This window comes from Rhodoferax antarcticus ANT.BR (assembly GCF_001938565.1).
Lineage (GTDB): Bacteria > Pseudomonadota > Gammaproteobacteria > Burkholderiales > Burkholderiaceae_C > Rhodoferax > Rhodoferax antarcticus.
On sequence record NZ_MSYM01000011.1, the window covers coordinates 79,201 to 99,244 of the forward strand.

Annotated in this window: 20 protein-coding genes; 13 read left to right on the top strand and 7 right to left on the bottom strand. The window is 59.6% G+C overall.

The genetic code is table 11. The annotated features are described in order from the left end of the window. Positions 1-87 precede the first annotated feature (87 nt). The 5 genes from cowN to BLL52_RS07435 all read right to left on the bottom strand — a co-directional run bounded on the left by cowN (position 88) and on the right by BLL52_RS07435 (position 3,189). Positions 88-360 carry a N(2)-fixation sustaining protein CowN gene (gene cowN / locus BLL52_RS07415; protein ID WP_075586061.1) on the bottom strand — a complete coding sequence of 91 codons (273 nt, stop codon included), beginning with the start codon at positions 358-360 and terminating at the stop codon, positions 88-90. A 1-nt stretch (position 361) separates the two neighbouring features. Further along, positions 362-613, bottom strand: coding sequence for an FmdB family zinc ribbon protein (locus tag BLL52_RS07420; protein ID WP_075586062.1), 252 nt, complete (start codon positions 611-613; stop codon positions 362-364). 49 nt (positions 614-662) lie between these two features. Then, a complete protein-coding gene (gene draG / locus BLL52_RS07425) occupies positions 663-1,592 on the bottom strand; it encodes an ADP-ribosyl-[dinitrogen reductase] hydrolase (RefSeq protein ID WP_075586063.1) in 930 nt (309 codons plus the stop codon). A 5-nt stretch (positions 1,593-1,597) separates the two neighbouring features. Then, a complete protein-coding gene (locus BLL52_RS07430) occupies positions 1,598-2,449 on the bottom strand; it encodes an NAD(+)--dinitrogen-reductase ADP-D-ribosyltransferase (protein ID WP_075586064.1) in 852 nt (283 codons plus the stop codon). A 131-nt stretch (positions 2,450-2,580) separates the two neighbouring features. Then, on the bottom strand, positions 2,581-3,189 hold the full coding sequence (locus tag BLL52_RS07435; protein WP_075586065.1) for a hypothetical protein: 609 nt from the start codon (positions 3,187-3,189) through the stop codon (positions 2,581-2,583). A gap of 660 nt (positions 3,190-3,849) precedes the next feature. Between BLL52_RS07435 and BLL52_RS20325 the strand changes: the two genes are divergently transcribed. The 5 genes from BLL52_RS20325 to BLL52_RS07460 all read left to right on the top strand — a co-directional run bounded on the left by BLL52_RS20325 (position 3,850) and on the right by BLL52_RS07460 (position 8,753). Further along, positions 3,850-4,158, top strand: coding sequence for a hypothetical protein (locus tag BLL52_RS20325; RefSeq protein ID WP_139313338.1), 309 nt, complete (start codon positions 3,850-3,852; stop codon positions 4,156-4,158). Positions 4,159-4,249: 91 nt separating this feature from the next. Then, positions 4,250-5,149 carry a nitrogenase iron protein gene (nifH, locus tag BLL52_RS07445; RefSeq protein ID WP_075586067.1) on the top strand — a complete coding sequence of 300 codons (900 nt, stop codon included), beginning with the start codon at positions 4,250-4,252 and terminating at the stop codon, positions 5,147-5,149. 86 nt (positions 5,150-5,235) lie between these two features. Beyond that, entirely contained in the window at positions 5,236-6,693 is a 1,458-nt protein-coding gene (gene nifD / locus BLL52_RS07450) for a nitrogenase molybdenum-iron protein alpha chain (RefSeq protein WP_075586068.1), read from the top strand. 143 nt (positions 6,694-6,836) lie between these two features. After that, positions 6,837-8,393: a nitrogenase molybdenum-iron protein subunit beta gene (nifK, locus tag BLL52_RS07455; RefSeq protein ID WP_075586069.1), complete on the top strand. Its 1,557-nt coding sequence runs from the start codon at positions 6,837-6,839 to the stop codon at positions 8,391-8,393. Between the two features lie 12 nt (positions 8,394-8,405). Beyond that, positions 8,406-8,753, top strand: coding sequence for a 2Fe-2S iron-sulfur cluster-binding protein (locus tag BLL52_RS07460; RefSeq protein WP_075586070.1), 348 nt, complete (start codon positions 8,406-8,408; stop codon positions 8,751-8,753). A 110-nt stretch (positions 8,754-8,863) separates the two neighbouring features. On the opposite strand, the gene BLL52_RS07465 is transcribed toward BLL52_RS07460, so the two are convergent. Then, on the bottom strand, positions 8,864-11,218 hold the full coding sequence (locus tag BLL52_RS07465) for a putative bifunctional diguanylate cyclase/phosphodiesterase (RefSeq protein WP_075586071.1): 2,355 nt from the start codon (positions 11,216-11,218) through the stop codon (positions 8,864-8,866). 321 nt (positions 11,219-11,539) lie between these two features. On the opposite strand from BLL52_RS07465, the gene nifE reads away from it, so the two are divergent. The 7 genes from nifE (at position 11,540) to BLL52_RS07500 (ending at position 18,407) form a co-directional block, all read left to right on the top strand. After that, positions 11,540-12,949 carry a nitrogenase iron-molybdenum cofactor biosynthesis protein NifE gene (gene nifE, locus BLL52_RS07470; protein WP_075586072.1) on the top strand — a complete coding sequence of 470 codons (1,410 nt, stop codon included), beginning with the start codon at positions 11,540-11,542 and terminating at the stop codon, positions 12,947-12,949. A 5-nt stretch (positions 12,950-12,954) separates the two neighbouring features. Continuing rightward, positions 12,955-14,364, top strand: a complete 1,410-nt coding sequence (gene nifN / locus BLL52_RS07475; RefSeq protein WP_075586073.1) for a nitrogenase iron-molybdenum cofactor biosynthesis protein NifN — start codon at positions 12,955-12,957, stop codon at positions 14,362-14,364. A gap of 19 nt (positions 14,365-14,383) precedes the next feature. Then, positions 14,384-14,794 carry a nitrogen fixation protein NifX gene (gene nifX, locus BLL52_RS07480; RefSeq protein ID WP_075586074.1) on the top strand — a complete coding sequence of 137 codons (411 nt, stop codon included), beginning with the start codon at positions 14,384-14,386 and terminating at the stop codon, positions 14,792-14,794. Further along, positions 14,791-15,285: a NifX-associated nitrogen fixation protein gene (locus tag BLL52_RS07485; RefSeq protein ID WP_075586075.1), complete on the top strand. Its 495-nt coding sequence runs from the start codon at positions 14,791-14,793 to the stop codon at positions 15,283-15,285. The genes nifX and BLL52_RS07485 overlap by 4 nt, the downstream gene beginning before the upstream one ends. A gap of 2 nt (positions 15,286-15,287) precedes the next feature. Continuing rightward, the gene (locus BLL52_RS07490) at positions 15,288-15,488 is read left to right on the top strand and encodes a CCE_0567 family metalloprotein (protein ID WP_075586076.1); all 201 of its coding nucleotides are present in this window, start codon (positions 15,288-15,290) and stop codon (positions 15,486-15,488) included. Positions 15,489-15,513: 25 nt separating this feature from the next. Continuing rightward, positions 15,514-15,825 (top strand): ferredoxin III, nif-specific, encoded by a 312-nt coding sequence (gene fdxB / locus BLL52_RS07495; RefSeq protein WP_075586077.1) that lies wholly within the window; start codon positions 15,514-15,516, stop codon positions 15,823-15,825. Positions 15,826-16,211: 386 nt separating this feature from the next. Continuing rightward, complete coding sequence (locus BLL52_RS07500) at positions 16,212-18,407, top strand: penicillin-binding protein 1A (protein WP_083633841.1); 2,196 nt, start codon at positions 16,212-16,214, stop codon at positions 18,405-18,407. A 51-nt stretch (positions 18,408-18,458) separates the two neighbouring features. Here the strand turns inward: BLL52_RS07500 and BLL52_RS20955 are convergent, their stop codons facing one another. Further along, complete coding sequence (locus BLL52_RS20955; protein ID WP_162274831.1) at positions 18,459-18,704, bottom strand: hypothetical protein; 246 nt, start codon at positions 18,702-18,704, stop codon at positions 18,459-18,461. On the opposite strand from BLL52_RS20955, the gene BLL52_RS07505 reads away from it, so the two are divergent. After that, positions 18,688-20,025 (top strand): MFS transporter, encoded by a 1,338-nt coding sequence (locus BLL52_RS07505; protein ID WP_198930611.1) that lies wholly within the window; start codon positions 18,688-18,690, stop codon positions 20,023-20,025. The genes BLL52_RS20955 and BLL52_RS07505 overlap by 17 nt on opposite strands. Positions 20,026-20,044 lie beyond the last annotated feature (19 nt).

The following is a 20,044-nucleotide window of genomic DNA, read 5'->3' on the forward strand; positions in this document are numbered from 1 at the left end:
TGAGCCGCCCGCCCGTTGCACTTATGTCTCAAAATGCCTTGCAGCCCTTATGGAATAAGCGCGGACAGCTATCAAAATAGTGGCGTTTCAAAAACACTCGCATTCGAGTTGATCCAGCCAGGCCAGGCCTTGCTCGTCACCTTTGGCCTCCAGCAGTTCACGGATCTGGTTGACGAAACTCGACAACAACAGCTGGTCGTCACAGCGCATGCCTTGCGTAGCGTTGCGGCGCTTGAAAAAGTAGGCCCAAAACGGGTCGTCCGAGCCTTGGGTGTGGGCTTCGATGCGCTCAATCATGCGGCTCGCCTGGCCATCGAAATCAATGCCTTTGAAGCTGCGGTAACGGTCAACGGTGTGCATATCAAATGTTTTTCTTTCCTTGCAGGAGCTTGGCTTTGTCAGCGGGGCTGTAGTGGTCAAAGTGGCCCTGTGCGGCGGCGACGCGGCGGTGCGCCATGCGGATGGCTTCTATCTTGCCGGCAGGCGCAATCGGTGACACGCATTTGTCCAGCGCGGTGCTGGCGCACTGCGGGCAAGCAGGCGTTGAGCCGGATCGCACCAGCGCTTCAAAACGGTGGCCGCAGGCCGGGCAGTGGTAGTCATAAATCGGCATGGTGATCTCCCCTTCAAATCATGGATGTGCAATGGTCTTGGGCGTCGAGCTAGTGCGCCTTTTGCAACGCGTTGCCGCCAGACAGCGCCAGCAGGCCGCAAGTCTGGTTGGTGATGGCACTCGCAATTTCTGGGCGCAGGCGTCGCAGCCAGCGTGGCGGCAGTTTGGCGGCACCGCAGCGTGCGCCTGCCAGCATGCCGACCAGAGCGCCAGTGGTGTCAGCGTCGTCACCCTGGTTGACGGTGGCCACCATCGCGGCTTCAAAGTTGTCGTGCAGCGTCAGGTAGTGCAGCACGGTTTGTACCGTGTCGACCACATAGGCGGTGGCGCGGCCACGGTAGGGTGTGAAGCGAAAGCTCGGGTTGTCCAGCACCCACTGCGCCACCCATTGCTGGCAAGTGCTGTGATCTGTACCGTCCAGCAGCAGGCGCAGCAGGTGACCCAGGCCAAGTGTGGCCGCGTCTGAAAGTGGGTGGTGGTGCGTGAGCCGCGCCTGAGCCAATGAGAGGTGCTCAAACAGCGCCGCGTCGCCCAGCGTGGCCAGCACGGCGGGCAGGTTGCGCATCAGCGCGCCGTTGCCACCATCGCCGGGGTTGGGCAACCCCTCCAGCGTGCCATCACGCATGTAGCGCATGATGCCGCGCCGGCAGGTATTGCCACAGTCCACCGGTTTGGATTTGAACCACTTGACATAAGCGTCGCCAATGCTGCGCACCAGGGCCTCGTCGCCCTGGGCATGGCGGGCAAGAAAGGGGCTGCCGCCTTGCAGCAGGGCGTCGCCCAGCGCCAGGCTCATGGTGGTGTCGTCGGTGACCTGGCCGCGCGCCAGCTTGAGCCAGCCCCCGCCAATGATCTCGCGGTGCACGCCGTACGCCAGTTCGATCTCGCGCGGGCGCATGAATTCCACCGTGGCGCCCAGCGCGTCGCCAATCGCAAAGCCCAGGTAGGCGCCCAGAGCGCGGTCAAGTTTTTCACGCATAAAGCTCACGCATAACGCGCCATCACTTCATAGTCGCCACCCAGCGCCAGCACTTCCTGCTCGCCTTGCAGCACCTGGCCGGGCAGCAAACCCGGAAAAACCAGCACCTTGCAGATGGGCACCTGCACCTCAAAAACCCAATCGCCAAAACACGAGGCATCTTCGGCCGACAGGCTAAAAGACACCAGATTGTTCAACCGCACCGTGCAACGCCGGTTTTGCAGCCGCCCGGCAATCACCTGCTCATCACAGGGGTTGCTACCGCGCCAGAGGTGCAGGTGTTTGGCCGGTGGGGCGCTGCCTGCCAGATGGCCGTGTCGCAACGCCCACTGGCAAAATTCAAACAGCAGATCGAACTGTTGGTGGATGTTGTTGTTGTTGTGTCGACTGCTGGTCTTTTCTTGGAGATAGTTCACCCAGGCAGGCGACGGAAAACGCCCCAACGGCGCTTTGTGAAAGTTGGGCACCAGGCCAAAGCGGCTTTCCGCCCAACCTTTGAGCACCGCACCGGCCAGGCCATTGGCATCCATGCCCCAGCCCTGCAGCAACTTGCGCCAGCTGCTGTGCCAGCGCCGCTGCTCCGAGGCGCCCATGCCGCGCAGCTCATCGGCATCGGGCTTGCGCAGTCCGAAGGCTATGGACAGGTAGTGCACAAACATGTCTTGCGCCTCGCTCAGGTCCTGGCTGCGCTCCAGCAGCGCGAACAGGCCGTTGTGCGACTCGCGCGTGCCAGCAATCGCCAGCGGGACCGGGTTGGTATTGAACGTGGCACTGGCGAGCACCCGCGTTGGCACGCCCACCAGGTTGGTGCCGTACCAGCGCCGTGGCTGATCGAGTTCATCTGCTGCAACGTCCATAGCCAGTCACTTGCGTTTGAGTTTCAGATTCCGTCGCGAGCAGCCCAAGGCAGCATTGAGAAGCGCAGCCCCACTCCCGTAGGGCGAGCATCGCAAATGTGAAATTGGGTTGCGCAGCAGGAAGATGGAATTCAAACAGGCCGGTTTTCGTTGGGGTTGCGTACCGGCCCCATCAGCGCCAAGCCTTGTTCGTAGCTGATGCTCTCAAAGTTAGCGCTGAACTTGAGCGCGGCGTTGGCCACCGCATCCAGCTTGCCTGCGGTGTCTTTTTTCTTCAGATCGTTCTTTTCCAGGTAAAGCAGCTCCAGCAGTTCGTTGTAAACCGTGGACTCATCGATCGGCAGCACGTAGAAGGTGGCGTCGCCGTAGGGCACCTTGTATTTTTTCGACAGGTCGATGTTGTTGCAAAACAGGAAGTATTTGCCAGTGGCGCTCAAGCCGTCGCCAAGAACCTCGGCCACGTCTTTCAGGTGCTCAAAGCTCAGCAGGTAGCCGGCAAAAAACGGAATGTCTTTCTCTCCCACATTGGCAATGGCCATGGCCTGGGGGCACATCAGTTCAGGGGGGCGAGCCTCGTCTGCCAGCTTGGGCGCAAACCGCAAGGCCAGCTCGCCGCGAAAACCCACACGGCCTGGCTTGCTGGTGAGCGCTTTGTGCAGGGGGTTCAGCAGCCGCCCTTCGCTCTCAAGGCGCTGCAGCGCGGTGTCGTCGATTTCAGGCAGGGCGAGGGTGGCGGTCATGGAAGTTCCTTGTGTGGTGATTGAACGGGCGAGACAGGCGTCAGTAGGCTTGAAAGCAAGCCACCGTCTGATTGCAATGACCGTACCAACCTGAAACGGTACCTGCCACGCTGCAAAAGCGACACAAAGCACGACGGCGGGCAGGCAGAGGCGGATTTTTTGCGACACCCGCAAACCGTTTTGTCGGGAAATGGACAAACCGGCAGTGCCAGAATGCCAGAGGCCAGCTGATCCGAAACTTTATAAGTAATCTGGCTCTAACCCAAGCCGGATATGCGTTGATTGCTATGTATTTTTATTAATCATATGCTGCCCTTTGTTGGTCAGGCGGTATCTTTACAGAGGGCTTTGGGGTTTGTCGGAAATGGGGTCTGCTTCGGGTGTGATTCAAACTATGTGCCGTTTCAATGGATGAGACCTTGGATTCTTGGTGATTTGGCGCTGTTAGCCGACTGATTCTGCGAGCGGTTTTGGAACGCCGAAAGGGGTAAGTCAAAAGTTGTCTGTGTTGGCTACAGCGCGATTTGACGTGAATTGTTTGAGGCAGAAACACTGACCCAGACAGCGCCCGGCATGCGCATCACCCAGTCGCCGTGCCGGGTTTGAAACGAAGCATCAATCTCAAGAGACACCACAGCAGTTTGAACAGCGCTTTTCCAAATGAACCCCCGGATCGTTAAAACCGGCGCGCTGCAACTGAGCTTGTTTGCGCTGTCCGAATCTTCAGCCTGGACAAACTGCAAACCCGACACAACCCACAGCCAGAGCCAACATCTGGCGAATTTTTGCGACACGCGCTTATCTTTTGTCCGATTCCCGACACAAGCCATCGCACGCCTTCAACGGGTTTCAAAAAGACACTATTACCAACAAAAACAAAGGCTTAGAACCCATTGGGCAGGTACCAACAAGTATGGCACGGAAGCTGCGTTGGACAAGGAGCGCGGACTCAAATCCGGCCATACGTGACTATAAAAAGAAGACCATCGGACACGTCAGGCAGACACAAGTCGCGGCTACGCAACCTGGTTTTTCAACCCTTCCTGATTGGAGTACTGCAATGGCTAAACTTCGGCAAATCGCCTTCTACGGCAAAGGTGGCATCGGTAAATCGACCACTTCCCAAAACACCCTGGCAGCGCTGTCTGACCTGAATCAGAAAATTCTCATCGTCGGCTGCGACCCCAAAGCTGACTCCACCCGGCTGATCCTTCACGCCAAAGCCCAAGACACCATTCTGTCGCTTGCCGCAGAAGCTGGTTCTGTGGAGGACCTGGAGCTCGAAGACGTGATGAAGATTGGTTACAAAAACATCCGCTGCGTCGAATCCGGTGGCCCGGAGCCAGGCGTTGGCTGTGCTGGGCGTGGTGTGATCACCTCAATCAACTTCCTGGAAGAAAACGGCGCTTACGACAACATGGACTATGTGTCCTACGACGTGCTGGGTGACGTGGTGTGTGGCGGCTTTGCCATGCCCATCCGCGAAAACAAGGCGCAAGAAATCTACATCGTCATGTCCGGCGAAATGATGGCCATGTACGCTGCCAACAACATCTCCAAGGGCGTGCTGAAATACGCCAACTCGGGGGGGGTGCGTCTGGGTGGCTTGGTGTGTAACGAGCGCCAGACCGACAAGGAATACGAATTGGCTGACGCATTGGCTGGCATGCTGGGTAGCAAGCTGATCCACTTTGTGCCGCGCGACAACATCGTGCAACACGCTGAGCTGCGCCGCATGACGGTGATCGAGTACGCACCTGACTCCAAGCAGGCCGCCGAGTACCGCACGCTGGCCAGCAAGATCCACAACAACGCAGGCAACGGCACGATCCCCACTCCCATCACCATGGACCAGCTCGAAGACATGCTGATGGAGTTCGGGATCATGGACGTGATCGACGAAACCCAAGTCGGCAAAGCTGCCGCAGAGCTGGCAGCATCACAACTGGCCGCCGCCTAAGAGGTGTGAATTCCGGTCGGCGTTGCGCTACGTGACCATACCGGGTTTTCACCACACGACCTCACTTTACCTACTGGAGTTACCCCATGACCGCCACCGTTGAAGAGCGCAAGGCCACCAACAAGGCCCTGATCGATGAAGTGCTGAAGGCCTATCCCGAGAAGATGGCCAAGAGGCGCGCCAAGCACTTAAGTGCTTATGAGGGCGGCAAGCCCGATTGCGGCGTCAAGTCCAACATCAAGTCCTTGCCCGGCGTGATGACCATTCGCGGCTGCGCTTACGCTGGTTCCAAAGGCGTGGTGTGGGGCCCTATCAAGGACATGGTTCACATCAGCCATGGCCCGGTCGGCTGTGGCCAGTATTCCTGGGCCAATCGCCGCAACTATTACATCGGCACCACCGGCATCGACTCCTTTGTGACGATGCAGTTCACCTCTGACTTCCAAGAGAAAGACATTGTGTTTGGCGGTGACAAGAAGCTTGAAAAAATTGTGGATGAAATCCAGGTGCTATTCCCGCTGAACAAAGGCATCTCGATCCAGTCTGAATGCCCGATCGGTCTGATCGGCGACGACATCGAAGCGGTGTCGAAGAAAAAGAGCAAGCAATACCACGGCAAGACCATCGTGCCGGTGCGCTGCGAAGGTTTCCGTGGCGTGAGCCAGTCGCTCGGACACCACCTCGCCAACGACGCGATCCGCGACTGGGTGTTTGACAAAACCGACACCGGCCACACCTCCGAGTTTGAGTCGACTCCCTATGACGTGGCCATCATTGGTGACTACAACATTGGTGGTGACGCCTGGTCTAGCCGCATCCTGCTGGAAGAAATGGGTCTGCGCGTGATTTCGCAGTGGTCCGGTGACGGCACCATCGCTGAAATCGAGAACACCCCTAAAGCCAAGCTCAATGTGCTGCACTGTTACCGCTCAATGAACTACATCAGTCGGCACATGGAAGAAAAATACGGTACTCCATGGGTGGAATACAACTTCTTTGGTCCCAGCAAAATCGAAGCCAGCCTGCGCGAGATCGCCAGCCACTTTGACGACACCATCAAGGCCAAAGCCGAAGAAGTCATCGCCAAGTACAAGCCGCTGATGCAAGCCGTCATCGACAAGTACAAGCCGCGTCTGCAAGGCAAGCGGGTCATGCTGTACGTGGGTGGTTTGCGTCCGCGCCACGTGATCGGCGCTTACGAAGACCTGGGTATGGAAATCGTGGGCACCGGCTACGAGTTCGCCCACAACGACGATTACCAGCGCACCACCCACTACATCAAAGACAGCACGCTGATCTATGACGACGTGACAGGCTACGAGTTTGAGCACTTTGTGGAAGGCATCAAGCCTGATCTGGTGGGCTCGGGCATCAAGGAAAAGTACGTGTTCCAGAAGATGGGCGTGCCGTTCCGCCAGATGCACAGCTGGGACTATTCCGGCCCGTACCACGGCTATGACGGCTTTGCCATCTTTGCCCGTGACATGGACATGGCGATCAGTTCGCCGATCTGGGGCCTGACCAAGGCCCCCTGGAAAGCTTGATCCTCCCCGTTGCGCGCTCGCAAAGCAACGCCGCCTCCCCCTCAAGGGGCGCACCCAGCGGCCCGGTTTAGCCGGTTCCGCGGGTGCCCTGGCTAGGGCGTCGCTAAGCCGCCTGCCTTTAACTATTTTTTTTGGAGCCCACCATGCCTCAAGTCGCCGAAAAAGTCATTGACCACGAAATGCTGTTTCGTGAACCCGAATACCAAAGCCTTTTTGAGAAAAAGAAGGCGTTTGAGTTCAACCATTCCGATGCCACCATTGGGCAAACGGTGCAATGGACCAAAACCGAAGACTACAAACTGAAAAACTTCGCCCGCGACTCGCTGGTCGTGAATCCGGCCAAAGCTTGCCAGCCTCTGGGTGCCGTGTTTGCCGCCAACGGCTTCGCCAAAACGCTGAGCTTTGTGCACGGCAGCCAGGGCTGCGTGGCTTACTATCGCGCGCACTTCTCACGCCATTTCAAAGAGCCGACCAGCTGCGTGTCATCTTCCATGACCGAAGACGCTGCTGTGTTTGGCGGCCTGAACAACATGGTCGACGGCCTGGCCAACGCCTATAGCCTGTACAAGCCGGACATGATTGCGGTGTCTACCACCTGCATGGCTGAAGTGATTGGCGACGACATCGACGCTTTCATCAAGACCAGCAAGCAAAAAGGCAGCGTGCCGGATGACTTTGACGTGCCGTTTGCGCACACTCCGGCGTTTGTCGGCAGCCACATCACCGGCTACGACAATGCTCTGCTGGGTGTGTTGCGCCACTTCTGGGACGGCAAGGCCAAAACCACCGAACCGCTGGTGCGTGTGCCCGATGAGTCGATCAACTTCATTGGTGGCTTTGATGGCTTTGTCGTCGGCAACATGAAGGAAATTCGCCGCATCTTTAGCCTGTTTGACGTCAAGGTGAACATCATCTGTGACCCGTCCGAGAGTTGGAATACCCCCACCGACGGCGAGTTTCGTATGTACGCCGGTGGCACCACCAAGGAAGAAGTGATTGCCGGTTTGCACGCCAAGGCGACCATCGTGTTTCAGGAGTTCTGCTGCGAAAAAACCAGCAAATTCATCGCCGAACACGGCCAGGAAGTGGTCACCCTCAACGCCCCCGTGGGCGTGGCTGGCACCGACAAGTTTCTGATGGAAATCTCCCGCCTGACCGGTAAGCCGATCCCCGCCGAGCTGGAAAAAGAGCGCGGCCAGTTGGTCGACGCTTTGGCCGACAGCCAGGCCCATTTGCACGGCAAACGCTTTGCGCTGTATGGTGACCCGGACCAACTGCTGGGCTACGCCGCCTTCCTGCTGGAACTCGGTGCCGAACCGACCCACGTGTTGTCCACCAACGGCACCAACGACTGGGCCGCCAAGGTGCAGGCGCTGTTTGACTCCACGCCCTATGGCAAGGGCTGCAAGGTGTACCCCAAGCGCGATCTGTGGCACCTGCGTTCGCTGCTGTTCACCGAGCCGGTTGACTTCCTGATTGGCAACTCCTACGGCAAGTTCCTGGAACGTGACACCAAGGTGCCGCTGGTGCGTCTGGTGTTCCCGATCCATGACCGCCACCACCACCACCGTTACCCCACCTGGGGTTATGAAGGCGGCCTGCGCGTGCTGGTGATGTTGCTCGACGAGTTCTTTGAAGCACTCGATGCCAACACCATGGGCATCGGCAAGACCGACTACAGCTACGACATCGTGCGCTAAGGGGAAAAAGACATGGCCAATGTAACGTTCAGTTCCCCGCGTATGAAGAAAGACCTGACGGTGTATGCCGTTGCGGGTGACACCAAAACCCTGCTCGCTGTGGCCAAGGCCAATGGCGTGCCGGTGGCGTCTGAGTGCGAAAACGGTGAGTGCGGCTCTTGCCAGGTGCAGGTGTCGGTGTTGTCCGGCAAGACGCCCATCGGCGTTGCCCTGACGGAGAAAGAAAAACTGGTATTAAAGCTAGCGGGCAGGATCACCGCGCAGGAGATTGCCGATGCCGAGACCAAAGACCTGCCACCACCTTGGCGGCTGGCCTGCCAGATGGTGGTGCGTGATGAGGACATCTTAGTGAAGTTCTGACCAACTTATAAGACTTTTTGGGCTCTAGCCCTTATTCAATAAGCGCAAGTAGCTATGTAGTTGATAGCATTTCCAAAAGGCCAGTCTGTTGCCAGACTGGCCTTTTGCCGTCAAACCGTCGCTTGGGTCCAAGCCGGGTCAGGGTGCCAGTGGGTCACCCAGTCTGGTATGGCGTCTGCGGGCATCGGCCGAGCGATGCCGTAACCCTGCGCCAAGTCGCAGCCGAGCTGCAGCAGCGCAGTGCCATGCGGCACGGTTTCCACGCCCTCGGCAATCACCTCTCGCTTGAAGGCAGACGCCAACCCGATAACGCCTTGCAAAATCGCCAGATCGTCGGGGTCGCCGAGCATGTCGCGCACAAAACTCTGATCAATCTTCAGCAGCGCCACGCGCAGACGCCTCAGGTAAGTCAGCGACGAGTAGCCGGTGCCAAAGTCGTCTAGCGCAAATTTCACGCCAATTTGCTCGCAGGCCTCAATCACCTTGGAGACCTGGGTCATGTCGTTCAGCGCGCTGGTCTCGAGTATTTCAAGTTCCAGGCAGGTCGGGTCAACCAGCGGGTGGGCCGCCAGAATGGTCTTGAGCTGCATCACAAAGTCGGTCTGCTGCAACTGGCGCGCACCCACATTGACGCTCACCGCCAAGTTCAGCCCGGCGCGGCGCCAGGTCTCAATCTGGCTCAGCGCGGTGTCGATGACCCACTCCCCCAGAGTCACGGCCAGCGGGTGGTCTTCCACCACCGGCAAAAACAAGCCCGGTGCCAGCAGGCCCTTGTTGGGATGCTGCCAGCGGATCAGCGCCTCGACGCCGATCACCCGGCCGGTACGCATGTTCACTTTGGGCTGGTAATGCAGCACAAATTCGCCGTGCTTCAGCGCCAGCGCAATACCTGCCAGCGTCTCATGGCGGTCACGGATGCTGCTGTCTTGCTCGGCGTCAAACAGGTGGTAGCGGTTTTTGCCAGCGAGTTTGGCTTGGTACATGGCCTGATCGGCCTGGCGCAGCAGCTGGTCGGCGTCAAGCATCTGCGTCTGCGGGAAAAAAGTCACGCCCAGGCTGGCAGACACCTGCACAGTCAGGTCGCCCAGCTGCAGCGGTTGCGAGGCGGCACCCAGCAAGCGGGTCAGCATCGGCAGGGATGCCGCCACGCTGTCCTGTTCAATCAGTACCGCGACAAACTCGTCACCGCCGATGCGCGCCAGCGAGTCGCCCTCCTGCAAAGTCTCCTTGATGCGCCGGGCCAGCGCAATCAGCAACAGATCGCCGACGTCATGGCCATAGGTGTCATTGATGGACTTGAAATCATCCAGATCCAGGAAGGCCACAGCCAGCTGCTGGCCGCTGCGTTGTGCCTGATTCATCGCCTGTTGCAGGCGGTCGGTCAGCAGCCGGCGGTTGGGCAGATTGGTTAGTGCATCAAAGTGGGCTATGCGTTCGAGTTCGCTCTGGTGTTCCTTGAGTTGGGTGATGTCTGACAGCAGGGCCACAAACTGCGCGGTGCCGCCCTGGCTGTCGCGGATGGCGCTGACAGTCATCAGCTCTGCATACTCTTCGCCATTTTTGCGACGGTTCCAGATCTCACCGCTCCAGTAGCCGCGCTCCAGCAGGTCACGCCACAGCGCGGCATAAAAGCCTTTGCCCTGGCGTCCGGAACTCAGGAGGGAAGGGCGTTGGCCAACGGCTTCCTCGTGCGCGTAGCCGGTGATGCGGCTAAAAGCTTCATTCACGTCCACGATCACCCCGCTGGGGCTGGTGACCATGATGCCTTCGCGGGCATGGTCGAAAACGCGCCCTGCGAGCAGGAGCTTTTCGTCGCTAATCTTGCGCTGAGTGATGTCACGGGCGATGAAGATAAAGTGTCTGTCCGGCTCCTCTGCGTCGCGCAGGGGCGACACCGACAGCTCAAACCAGCGCTTGCCCTGGGGCAATTGCAGCGCATAGCTCTTGCCGCCGGAAAACCCGTGCTCGTCGGCTTCCCGCATAGCAGCAAAGCAAACCTCACTCACGTCTGGCGGCATGATGTCGGCAAACAACTTGCCCACAAACAGATCTGGCGGCGCCGCCAGCAAATTGTTGCAATGCGAGTGGTAGCGGTGGATGCGCCCGCTCTGACTCACTTCAAACAGCAGGTCGGGCAAGGCGTCCAGCGTCGCCTGGAGGCGGCTCTCGCTCTGACGCAGCTCTAGTTCGTGTTGCCTGACGGCGTCCATTGAGCGGTTGAGGCCGTCCACCAGCCGCTTGATCAGGCTGAACAAAAACAGCGACGTGACCCCGACAAACACCCAGCCCTTGAGCATACTGACCCAGGTCAGGGCGGCTACATCGGTGGTCAGCCAAGCCGCCACCTTGTCGGAAAGCAGAATCCACAGGCTGGCAACCCCGGCATACGCCAGCACGATGGGCGAGGCCGACTCCGCGCTGGTCTTGTCTTTAGGCAGGGGTTGACTGGGGAGGTTGGGTTTCATAGCCGTGCGGCCATCAAGACGCAGTTGCACCCAGGCGGGTCGCGGTGCTGGCTTCTGTGAGGGCACATTTTGTAGGTCTCCTACGCTCAGAAATAAGTCGTCAACGTGGATTTTATGGCCGCAGCGCGCGACTGACACAAGTATGGTTCATGCGGGCCAGACGGGTGCTTTCTGAACGCGGTTTTGTCGCAATTGCTTCAAACCGGCCACAGTTCAGCGGTTGTGGCGGCCAGATCGTGTTCAACCTGCGCCAAAGCCCCGACTTTTTGCCTGGCACCAAAAATGCTGTGATTGAGACAACCATTCCATCAGGAGTCCGCCATGTCCGTTGCGCTCAAGGCCAAAATTGCCGACCTGTTTGAGGAACCTGCTTGTGACAAGAACCAGGCCAAAAGCGAGAAAGACCGCAAAAAAGGCTGCGGTAAACAGCTCGCACCCGGTGCCGCCGCCGGGGGCTGCGCTTTTGACGGCGCCATGATCGCCCTGCAACCCATCACTGATGTGGCGCATCTGGTGCACGGGCCGATTGCCTGCTTGGGCAACGCTTGGGACAACCGGCACAGCGCATCCAGCGGCTCGCAGCTCTACCGCACCGGCTTCACCACCGACACCAACGAGCTTGATGTGATCTATGGTGGTGAAAAGCGCCTGTTCAAGTCGATCCGCGAAATCATTGAAAAATACGATCCGCCTGCGGTATTTGTCTACCAGACCTGCGTGCCCGCGCTGGTGGGCGACGACGTTGAAGCGGTGTGCCAGCGCGCCTGCGAGAAATTTGGCAAACCGGTCATTCCGGTCAACGCTCCGGGTTTTGCAGGCATCAAGAACCTGGGCAACAAGCTCGGTGCCGAGGCGCTGCTGGACTATGTGATTGGCACGGTCGAGCCAGAGTTCACCACGCCGTATGACATCAACATCATTGGCGAGTACAACCTGGTGGGTGAGCTGTGGCAAGTCAAGCCGCTGCTGGACGCCCTGGGCATTCGTATCCTGGCCTGTATTGCCGGTGACGGGCGTTACAACGAGATCGCCAGCGCCCACCGTGCCCGGGTGAACATGATGGTGTGCTCCAAGTCGATGATCAACGTGGCCACCAAAATGCAGCAGCGCTGGGGCATTCCGTATTTTGAAGGCTCGTTTTACGGCATTGGCGACATGAGCGACAGCCTGCGCCAGATCGCCCAACTGCTGGTGCAGCAAGGTGCGCCAGATGACCTGCTGGTGCGCACCGAGCAGCTGATTGCGGTGGAAGAAGCCCGCGCTTACCAGCGCATCGAACCCTTCAAACAACGCCTCACCGGCAAACGTGTGCTGTTGATCACCGGCGGCGTCAAGTCCTGGTCGGTGGTGGCGGCATTACAAGAGGCCGGGCTGGTGATTGTGGGTACCAGCGTCAAAAAGTCTACCCGGGAAGACAAGGAAAAGATCAAGGACATCATGGGCGACGATGCCCACATGATCGACAACATGACCCCGCGCGAGATGTACGACATGCTGCGCGAGGCGCGCGCCGACATCATGCTTTCGGGTGGGCGTAGCCAGTTTGTGGCGCTCAAGGCGCGCATGCCCTGGCTGGACATCAACCAGGAGCGCTTTTACGCCTATGCCGGGTATGAGGGTGTGATCGAACTGGTGCGCCAGATTGACCGCGCACTGTCCAACCCGGTCTGGCAGCAGGTGCGCATTCCGGCGCCCTGGGGCGACGACGGTGAAACTCTGGGCATGGTGTAAACAGCATGGCCCACGTGATTGAATCCAAAAAAGCTTGCGCGGTGAATCCGCTCAAAATGAGTCAGCCGCTGGGCGCCAGCCTGGCCTTTCTGGGCTTGGACGCTTGCATGCCGGTGATGCACGGTTCGCAAGGCTGCACCTCGTTTGCCCTGGTGCTGCTGGTGCGCCACTTCAAGGAAGCGATTGCGCTGCAGACCACCGCCATGAACGAGGTCACCTCGATTTTGGGTGGGTACGACAACATTGAGGCGGCGTTGCTCAATATCCGCAAGCGCGCTGCGCCCAAAATCATTGCCATCTGCTCCACCGGCCTGACCGAAACCAAGGGCGACGATGTGCATGGCTTTGTTGCCACCGTGCGCAAGCGCAAGCCTGAGCTCGATGACACCGCCATCGTCTACGCCTGCACGCCCGACTATGTAGGTGGTTTTGAAGACGGCTACCGCAACGCGTTGACCGCCATCGTGCGCACGCTGGTCAAGCCGCTGCCGGTCAAGGCGGATCAGCTCACGCTGCTGCCGGGCAGCCATTTGTCGCCAGGCGATATTGTGGAACTGCGCGAAATGATGGAAGCCTTTGGCCTGTCGGTGATCGTGCTGCCAGACATTTCTGGCTCGCTTGACGGGCATATTCCCCCGGACTGGCGCGGCACCACCTTGGGCGGCACCACGCTCGACGAGATTCGCGCCGCCGGTGCCTCTGCGCTGACGCTGGGCGTGGGCGAGCAAACGCGTGATGCGGCGCTGGCGCTGCAAGAGATCGTCGGCACCCCGCTGGAAATTTTTGACCGCCTGACCGGGCTGGAAGTCAACGACCGCCTTTTGCAGCGGCTGGCGCAACTCTCTGGCCAGCCGGTGCCCGCCAAATACCGCCGCCAGCGCAGCCAATTGCTTGACGCCATGCTGGACGGGCATTTCTACACCGGCGGCATCAAGGTGGCGATTGCCGCCGAGCCTGACCTGCTGCTGGCCGTGGGCAGTCTGCTGCATGAGATGGGGGCCGAGCTGCGCTGCTGCGTGAGCACCACCAAATCGGCCTCGCATGCGCTGCTGCCCGCCAAGACCGTTATTTTGGGCGACCTCGAAGACCTGGAGAACGGTGCCACAGACTGCGATCTGCTGGTCACCCATTCGCACGGCCGCCAGGCTGCAGCGCGGCTGAACAAGCCCTTGCTGCGCATCGGCTTTCCGGTGTTTGACCGGGTCGGCAATGCGCACCGCTGCCAGGTGGGTTATCGCGGCACCATGGCGCTGATTTTTGAGGTAGCCAACCTGATGATCGACCAGATCAAGCACCACCACGCCACAGACTGGCCAGTGAGCCCCGAGGCATTGCATGCAGCCTCAACCGTTATCGCCGCCCCCGAAATTTCCGCTTCACCCACCCAACCCAGCCTGGTAGTCGCCAGCGCCTGACCCGCCATAGGAGTGCCTTATGAAAATCGCCTTTACCACCCAGGACAAAGAGCGCGTCGATGCGCACTTTGGCTGGGCACCCAGCATTGTTGTGTATGACGTCACGCCCACCGGGCACCAATTTGTCGAGAGCTTCGAGTTTGGCGGCGAGCTTGAAGAAGACGGTGACGAAGACAAGTTGACCCCCAAGCTGGAAGCCATCGCGGACTGTGCCATCGTCTATGTGACGGCTATAGGCGGCTCGGCCGCCGCGCGCGTGGTGGCCATGAAGATCCATCCGGTCAAGGTGCCGCAACCTGAATCAATTGTGGGCATTCTGGATAAATTGCAAACCGTGCTGCAGGGCACACCACCCCCGTGGCTGCGCAAGGCGATGGCCAAAGACGGGGTGCGCAGCTTTGACTTTGAAGAAGACACGGTGACCCCATGAACGAACAAACCACCCTCGACGCGGTGTCCACTGCGGCCCTTGACGAAGACTACCTGGCGTCCCCGTTTGTGCAAGAGCTCATCAAGCAGCTGCGCGCACAAGACATGAACGGCACCTGGGACAGCAAGACCGACCTGCAGTTGCTCAAGCCCTACATCCACACCGCCGAGGAACGCCGCGCGTTGCCGATTCTGGGCGACCCGGACCCCGAAACCCTGTGGCACCTGGAGCTGTTTTACAACGCCATTGCAGTGGCCATCGAGCGTGAAACCGGGCAGATGGTCTCGCCCATGATGAAGATGAGCCACGAAGGCTTTGGCCGCATGGTGCTGCTGGCTGGCCGCCTGGTGGTGGTCAACAAGCAACTGCGTGATGTGCACCGCTTTGGTTTTTCGTCGCTGGGCAAGTTGTCTGAGGCAGGGACCAAGTTTTTGAACGAGGCGGTCAGCATGATCCGCACTTACCCCGAAGTTGCGCAATACGGAGCATGAGCATGAACATGGACACCGACGAGCTCAAGACGCGCCTGAAAAAACTCAACGCCCGCGCCACCCAGGCCAAGATGGACCTGCATGACCTGTCTGAAGAACTGCCCACCAACTGGGAATCCATTTTGCAGGTGGCCCAGCGCTGCCATGAAGCCCACGCCATGCTGATGGATGCGCGCAAGGCTGCGGCTGCGCCCGGCATGTAACCCAAGTACCTCTCAGGAGACATCAATGACTACGCCCTTTAGCGTGACGCTGCCCAGTGGCGAAACCTGGACCCCCACTTTTGTGACCGAACTGGACGACGAAAAATGCATCGGTTGCGGCCGCTGTTTCAAGGTGTGCGGGCGCGGGGTTCTGGAACTGGTCGGGCTCACCGAAGACGGCGAGCGCATCAGCGTGAATCCGGACGATGACGACGATGACGAGGAATACGAAAAAAAGGTGATGACCATCGCCCACCAGGAGCTGTGCATTGGCTGCATGGCGTGCGCCAGCATCTGCCCGAAAAAGTGTTATTCACACGCCAAAACCATGGTGTGAGCTGGGCCTGCAATGGCCGAAAAATTTATATCAAATTGGCCTCTAGCCCATATATAACAAGCGCTAGCAGCTATCAATAGTATATTTTCATACTGCCCTTGCGCGGTGTGCTGAAGAGCACAGCGCACACCAGCCGTGGCCGCTGGCGCCAACGCTGCAGCAGCCAGAGCGCCCGTTGGCGGGTTGCAAACATTTACAAATGCCGCCCAGAAATTAACCGGGACGACGTATCAGCGGCTCGCTGAGTCTTGATAATCCGTGGCTGTTTGTACCCTGCCGCTCCTGGCAGATTTGTCAGCCGGGCCCTGTTGGCCTCCTAGACCTTGAAGCCAATCCTCTCTGCCCGCCTTCTCCAACTGCTGCTGTTGTGTGCCCTGTGCTGGCCCATGGCGTTTGCTGCCACCCCGCTGGATTTGCCCAGCCTGGAGTCCCTGACCGACTACCGCCCCAAGATTCCGCTGCGGGTGTACACCAGTGACAAAGTGCTGATTGGTGAGTTTGGCCAGGAAAGACGAGACTTTGTTGCTATCAAAGACATTCCCCTGATACAGCGTCAGGCGCTGTTGGCCATTGAAGACTCGCGCTTTTACGAGCACGGTGGGGTGGACTACAAAGGGGTGGTACGCGCGGTGCTGGCCGACCTGAGTGGTGGCCTCAAGCAGGGGGCTTCAACCATCACCATGCAGCTGGCGCGAAACTTTTTTCTGACCCGCGAGAAGCTGTTCTCGCGCAAACTCACCGAGGTCATGCTGGCCTACAAGATTGAGCGGGAGCTGAGCAAAGACCAGATTCTGGAGCTCTACATGAACCAGATTTATCTGGGCCAGCGGGCTTACGGCTTCAGCAGCGCAGCGCGCATTTACTTCGGCAAGCCACTGAAAGACCTGAGCTTGGGGCAGGCGGCCATGCTGGCAGGCCTGCCGCAGGCGCCGTCAGGCATCAACCCGATCGTCAACCCCATTCGCGCCCGGGCGCGCCAGAAACTGGTGTTGAAGCGCATGCTGGCGCTGGGTTACATCACCGACGCGCAGTACAAGGCGGCCTTGAAGGAAAACCTGGGTGTGCTGGCTGAGGGACAGTCGGTGGGCAACCATGCGCAGTACGTTGCCGAGATGGTGCGCCAGGTGATTTATGCCCAGTTCAAGGACGAGGCCTATACCCGTGGCATCAACGTCACTACGACGCTGGTCAATGCGGATCAGCAGGCGGCTTATGACGCACTGCGCCGCCAGGTGCTGGCGTATGACCAGCGCCACGGCTACCGCGGGCCGGAGGCCCATGTGGTTTTGCCCGCCAATGCCGCTGAGCGCGAGAAGCTGATCGAGACCACGCTGCAACAGCACCCAGCCAGCGACACGCTGCTGTCTGCGATGGTGCTCTCGGCCAAGCCCGCTAGCGTGCAGGCGGTGCTGGTCGATGGTGACAAGATTGAGCTGCAGGCTGACGGCCTGCGCTGGGCGGCAGCAGCACTGGCCTCCAAGGCCTCTGCTGCGTTGAAGATCAAGCCGGGCGCGGTGATCCGGGTGGTGAAAAATAGCCGGGGCCGCTGGAGCATCGCGCAGTTGCCAGTGGTGGGCGCGGCTTTTGTCGCGCTGAACAACCAGACCGGCGCCTACCGCGCTCTGGTGGGCGGCTTTGATTTCAACGCCAGCGAGTTCAACCACGTCACCCAGGCCTGGCGCCAACCCGGCTCCGCCATGAAGCCGTTCATTTACTCGGCGGCGCTGGAAAAAGGCTACTCGCCAGGCACTTTGGTGAATGACGCACCGCTGACCCTGACCTCGGCTGAGACCGGTGGCCAGCCGTGGACGCCACAAAACGACGACAACGTGTACGACGGTGCCATCACCCTGCGCACCGCGCTGGCGCAGTCCAAAAACGTGGCGGCAGTGCGCCTGCTGCGTGCCATCACGCCGCAATACGCGCATGATTTTTTACCGCGTTTCGGCTTTGACGCGGCACGCCAGCCGGTCAACTACACGCTGGCGCTGGGCACCGGCGCCGTCACTCCGTTGCAGATGGCTGGCGCCTTTTCGGTGTTTGCCAACGGTGGATACCAGATCAACCCCTACCTGATCCAGAAGGTGGTGGACACCCGGGGTAACGTGCTGTTTGAAGCCAAGCCGGTGCTGCCCGGCCAAGAGAGTGCGCGCGTGCTGGATGCACGCAACGCCTTCATCACCGACAGCATGCTGCGCGAAGTTGTTGCCTCGGGAACTGGCGCGGCGGCTTCAAAAAAGCTGGCCCGGCAAGACCTGGCAGGCAAAACCGGCACCAGTAGCGACGCCTTTGACGGTTGGTTTGCAGGCTACGCAGGCACCACCACGGCGGTGGCCTGGATGGGCTTTGATGAACCGCGCTCGCTGGGCGCGCGCGAATTTGGCGCCACCGTAGCCCTACCAATCTGGATTGATTACATGCGCAGCAGCCCCTCTGGTCAGCCAGTGCATTACCAGCCCCAGCCCGCCGGGGTGGTGCAGGCACAGGGCGACTGGGTGTTTGAGGAGTTTCGAACGGCTGGGGCTGTGTGGCGTCTGGACCTGGACCCGCTGCAGTGGCTCAAAGGCCTTTTCGGCGCTTGACGGCACGCCGCCAAGCAGACAAGTGCTGGCCCAATTCAGCAAACGCATCCATCACTCGTCTGGGATCGGGTCGCTGCGCTGACTCTGGCTGATGGCAATCACTGCCAGCGTGAGGCTGTCCAGCCAGCACTCCCGGCTTGCCCATGGTGGCGGGCGCAGCCAGATGAAAATGCCCAAAAACACTACACTGACAACCTTTTCAAGCCATTTTTTGGCATTTAGCGGGGTTTCGATGTCGTCTGCTTCCCTACCGGCTGGTACCCCAGCGTACCGGCGACTGATGACGGTTCTGTTCATCGGCGTCTTTATGTCGGCGCTAGACACGGCCATCGTCGCGCCGGTCATCCCCGCCTTGCGCGAGGCCTTCCAGATTGACAACCGGCAGGTCGGCCTGGTGATGATTGCGTTCATCCTGGCCTCACTGAGCAGCACCGCGCCGCTGGCCAGCTTGGGCGACCGCTATGGACGCCGCCCGGTTTACCTGATCAGTATCTCGTTGTTTGCTCTGGGCTCGCTGGTGATTGCGCTGGCACCGGTTTTTTGGGCGGTCGTGCTCGGGCGTGTCATTCAGGGCATTGGCGGTGGCGGCATCATTCCGACGGCCAGCGCGGTGATTGCCGACGCGCTACCGCCCAAAGAACGCGGCCGTGCGCTGGGCCTGATTGGTGCCACCTATGGCATGGCATTTGTCCTCGGCCCGCCGCTGGCTGGTGTGGTGATGGTCTTCCTGAACTGGCACTGGATTTTTCTGGCCAACTTGCCGATAGCCGCCTACGTGCTGTACCTGGGCGCTAGCGCGCTGCCCACCCAGCGGGCCCAAACCAAGCTGCCGCCGCTGGACTGGCGCGGCATTGTGGTTTTGTTGCTGTTGCTGGTCTCGTTGGTGGCGACCGTGACGCAGATTGGCGACGAGATCACCGGCTGGACCGTGTGGCCTTACACGCTGGCAGCCATCATCGTGCTACTGCCGCTGTTTATCTGGGTGGAAAAACGCGCCTTGCAGCCGCTGATTCCGATGTCGATCTTTGCCAACCGGCAGCTTTCCTTAACCTACCTGCTGACATTGGGTGCCGGGTTTGGCATGGGCAGCGTGATTTTTCTCACCTCCATTGCCACCTTGGCCTACGGGGTAGCGCGTGAGAATGCCGGGTTTGTGTTGTTGCCGATGGTGGTGTGTTCCATTCTGGGCTCGATGGGCTCGGGGCGGTTGCTCAATCGCCTGGGTGCCCGCACGCTGATCGTGTTTGGCTTTGCCTTGCTGAGCGTGGGCTACGGCGCCAGCGCCTTCACCAGTATGGGCTTGTGGGGGTTTTTGCTGTCAACCATGCCGGTCGGGCTGGGGGTGGGCGTGGTGGTCAGTGGTGCGCTGCGCACCATCGCCATTGATGAGGCACCGCTGGCGCAGCGTGGCACGGCGCAAGGTTTGATCAATATTTTCACCAGCGTAGGCACATTGCTGTCTGCCACGGCGATTGGCGCCTTGGCCGACTTCAGCGGCCACGGGGCAGCAGGTTTTAGTGTGGCCTATGAGGTGGTGGCTGTTTTGATGGTGGTGATGTTGTTGCTGTCGCTGGGGTTGAATAAACACACCCCGACGATCGAGCCCCTCAGCGCCTGAGCTGACCGGTCAGCTTGTC

Excerpts from the sequence above, each read along its gene's own strand:
- BLL52_RS07435 (WP_075586065.1), bottom strand. The coding sequence starts at position 3,189 with ATGACCGCCACCCTCGCCCTGCCTGAAATCGACGACACCGCGCTGCAG.
- BLL52_RS07465 (WP_075586071.1), bottom strand. The coding sequence starts at position 11,218 with ATGAAACCCAACCTCCCCAGTCAACCCCTGCCTAAAGACAAGACCAGC.
- draG (WP_075586063.1), bottom strand. The coding sequence starts at position 1,592 with ATGCGTGAAAAACTTGACCGCGCTCTGGGCGCCTACCTGGGCTTTGCG.
- nifH (WP_075586067.1), top strand. The coding sequence starts at position 4,250 with ATGGCTAAACTTCGGCAAATCGCCTTCTACGGCAAAGGTGGCATCGGT.
- BLL52_RS07485 (WP_075586075.1), top strand. The coding sequence starts at position 14,791 with ATGAACGAACAAACCACCCTCGACGCGGTGTCCACTGCGGCCCTTGAC.
- fdxB (WP_075586077.1), top strand. The coding sequence starts at position 15,514 with ATGACTACGCCCTTTAGCGTGACGCTGCCCAGTGGCGAAACCTGGACC.
- nifK (WP_075586069.1), top strand. The coding sequence starts at position 6,837 with ATGCCTCAAGTCGCCGAAAAAGTCATTGACCACGAAATGCTGTTTCGT.
- BLL52_RS07460 (WP_075586070.1), top strand. The coding sequence starts at position 8,406 with ATGGCCAATGTAACGTTCAGTTCCCCGCGTATGAAGAAAGACCTGACG.
- BLL52_RS20325 (WP_139313338.1), top strand. The coding sequence starts at position 3,850 with ATGAACCCCCGGATCGTTAAAACCGGCGCGCTGCAACTGAGCTTGTTT.
- nifX (WP_075586074.1), top strand. The coding sequence starts at position 14,384 with ATGAAAATCGCCTTTACCACCCAGGACAAAGAGCGCGTCGATGCGCAC.
- cowN (WP_075586061.1), bottom strand. The coding sequence starts at position 360 with ATGCACACCGTTGACCGTTACCGCAGCTTCAAAGGCATTGATTTCGAT.
- BLL52_RS07420 (WP_075586062.1), bottom strand. The coding sequence starts at position 613 with ATGCCGATTTATGACTACCACTGCCCGGCCTGCGGCCACCGTTTTGAA.
- nifN (WP_075586073.1), top strand. The coding sequence starts at position 12,955 with ATGGCCCACGTGATTGAATCCAAAAAAGCTTGCGCGGTGAATCCGCTC.
- BLL52_RS07490 (WP_075586076.1), top strand. The coding sequence starts at position 15,288 with ATGAACATGGACACCGACGAGCTCAAGACGCGCCTGAAAAAACTCAAC.
- BLL52_RS07500 (WP_083633841.1), top strand. The coding sequence starts at position 16,212 with ATGGCGTTTGCTGCCACCCCGCTGGATTTGCCCAGCCTGGAGTCCCTG.
- BLL52_RS07505 (WP_198930611.1), top strand. The coding sequence starts at position 18,688 with ATGACGGTTCTGTTCATCGGCGTCTTTATGTCGGCGCTAGACACGGCC.
- BLL52_RS07430 (WP_075586064.1), bottom strand. The coding sequence starts at position 2,449 with ATGGACGTTGCAGCAGATGAACTCGATCAGCCACGGCGCTGGTACGGC.
- nifD (WP_075586068.1), top strand. The coding sequence starts at position 5,236 with ATGACCGCCACCGTTGAAGAGCGCAAGGCCACCAACAAGGCCCTGATC.
- BLL52_RS20955 (WP_162274831.1), bottom strand. The coding sequence starts at position 18,704 with ATGAACAGAACCGTCATCAGTCGCCGGTACGCTGGGGTACCAGCCGGT.
- nifE (WP_075586072.1), top strand. The coding sequence starts at position 11,540 with ATGTCCGTTGCGCTCAAGGCCAAAATTGCCGACCTGTTTGAGGAACCT.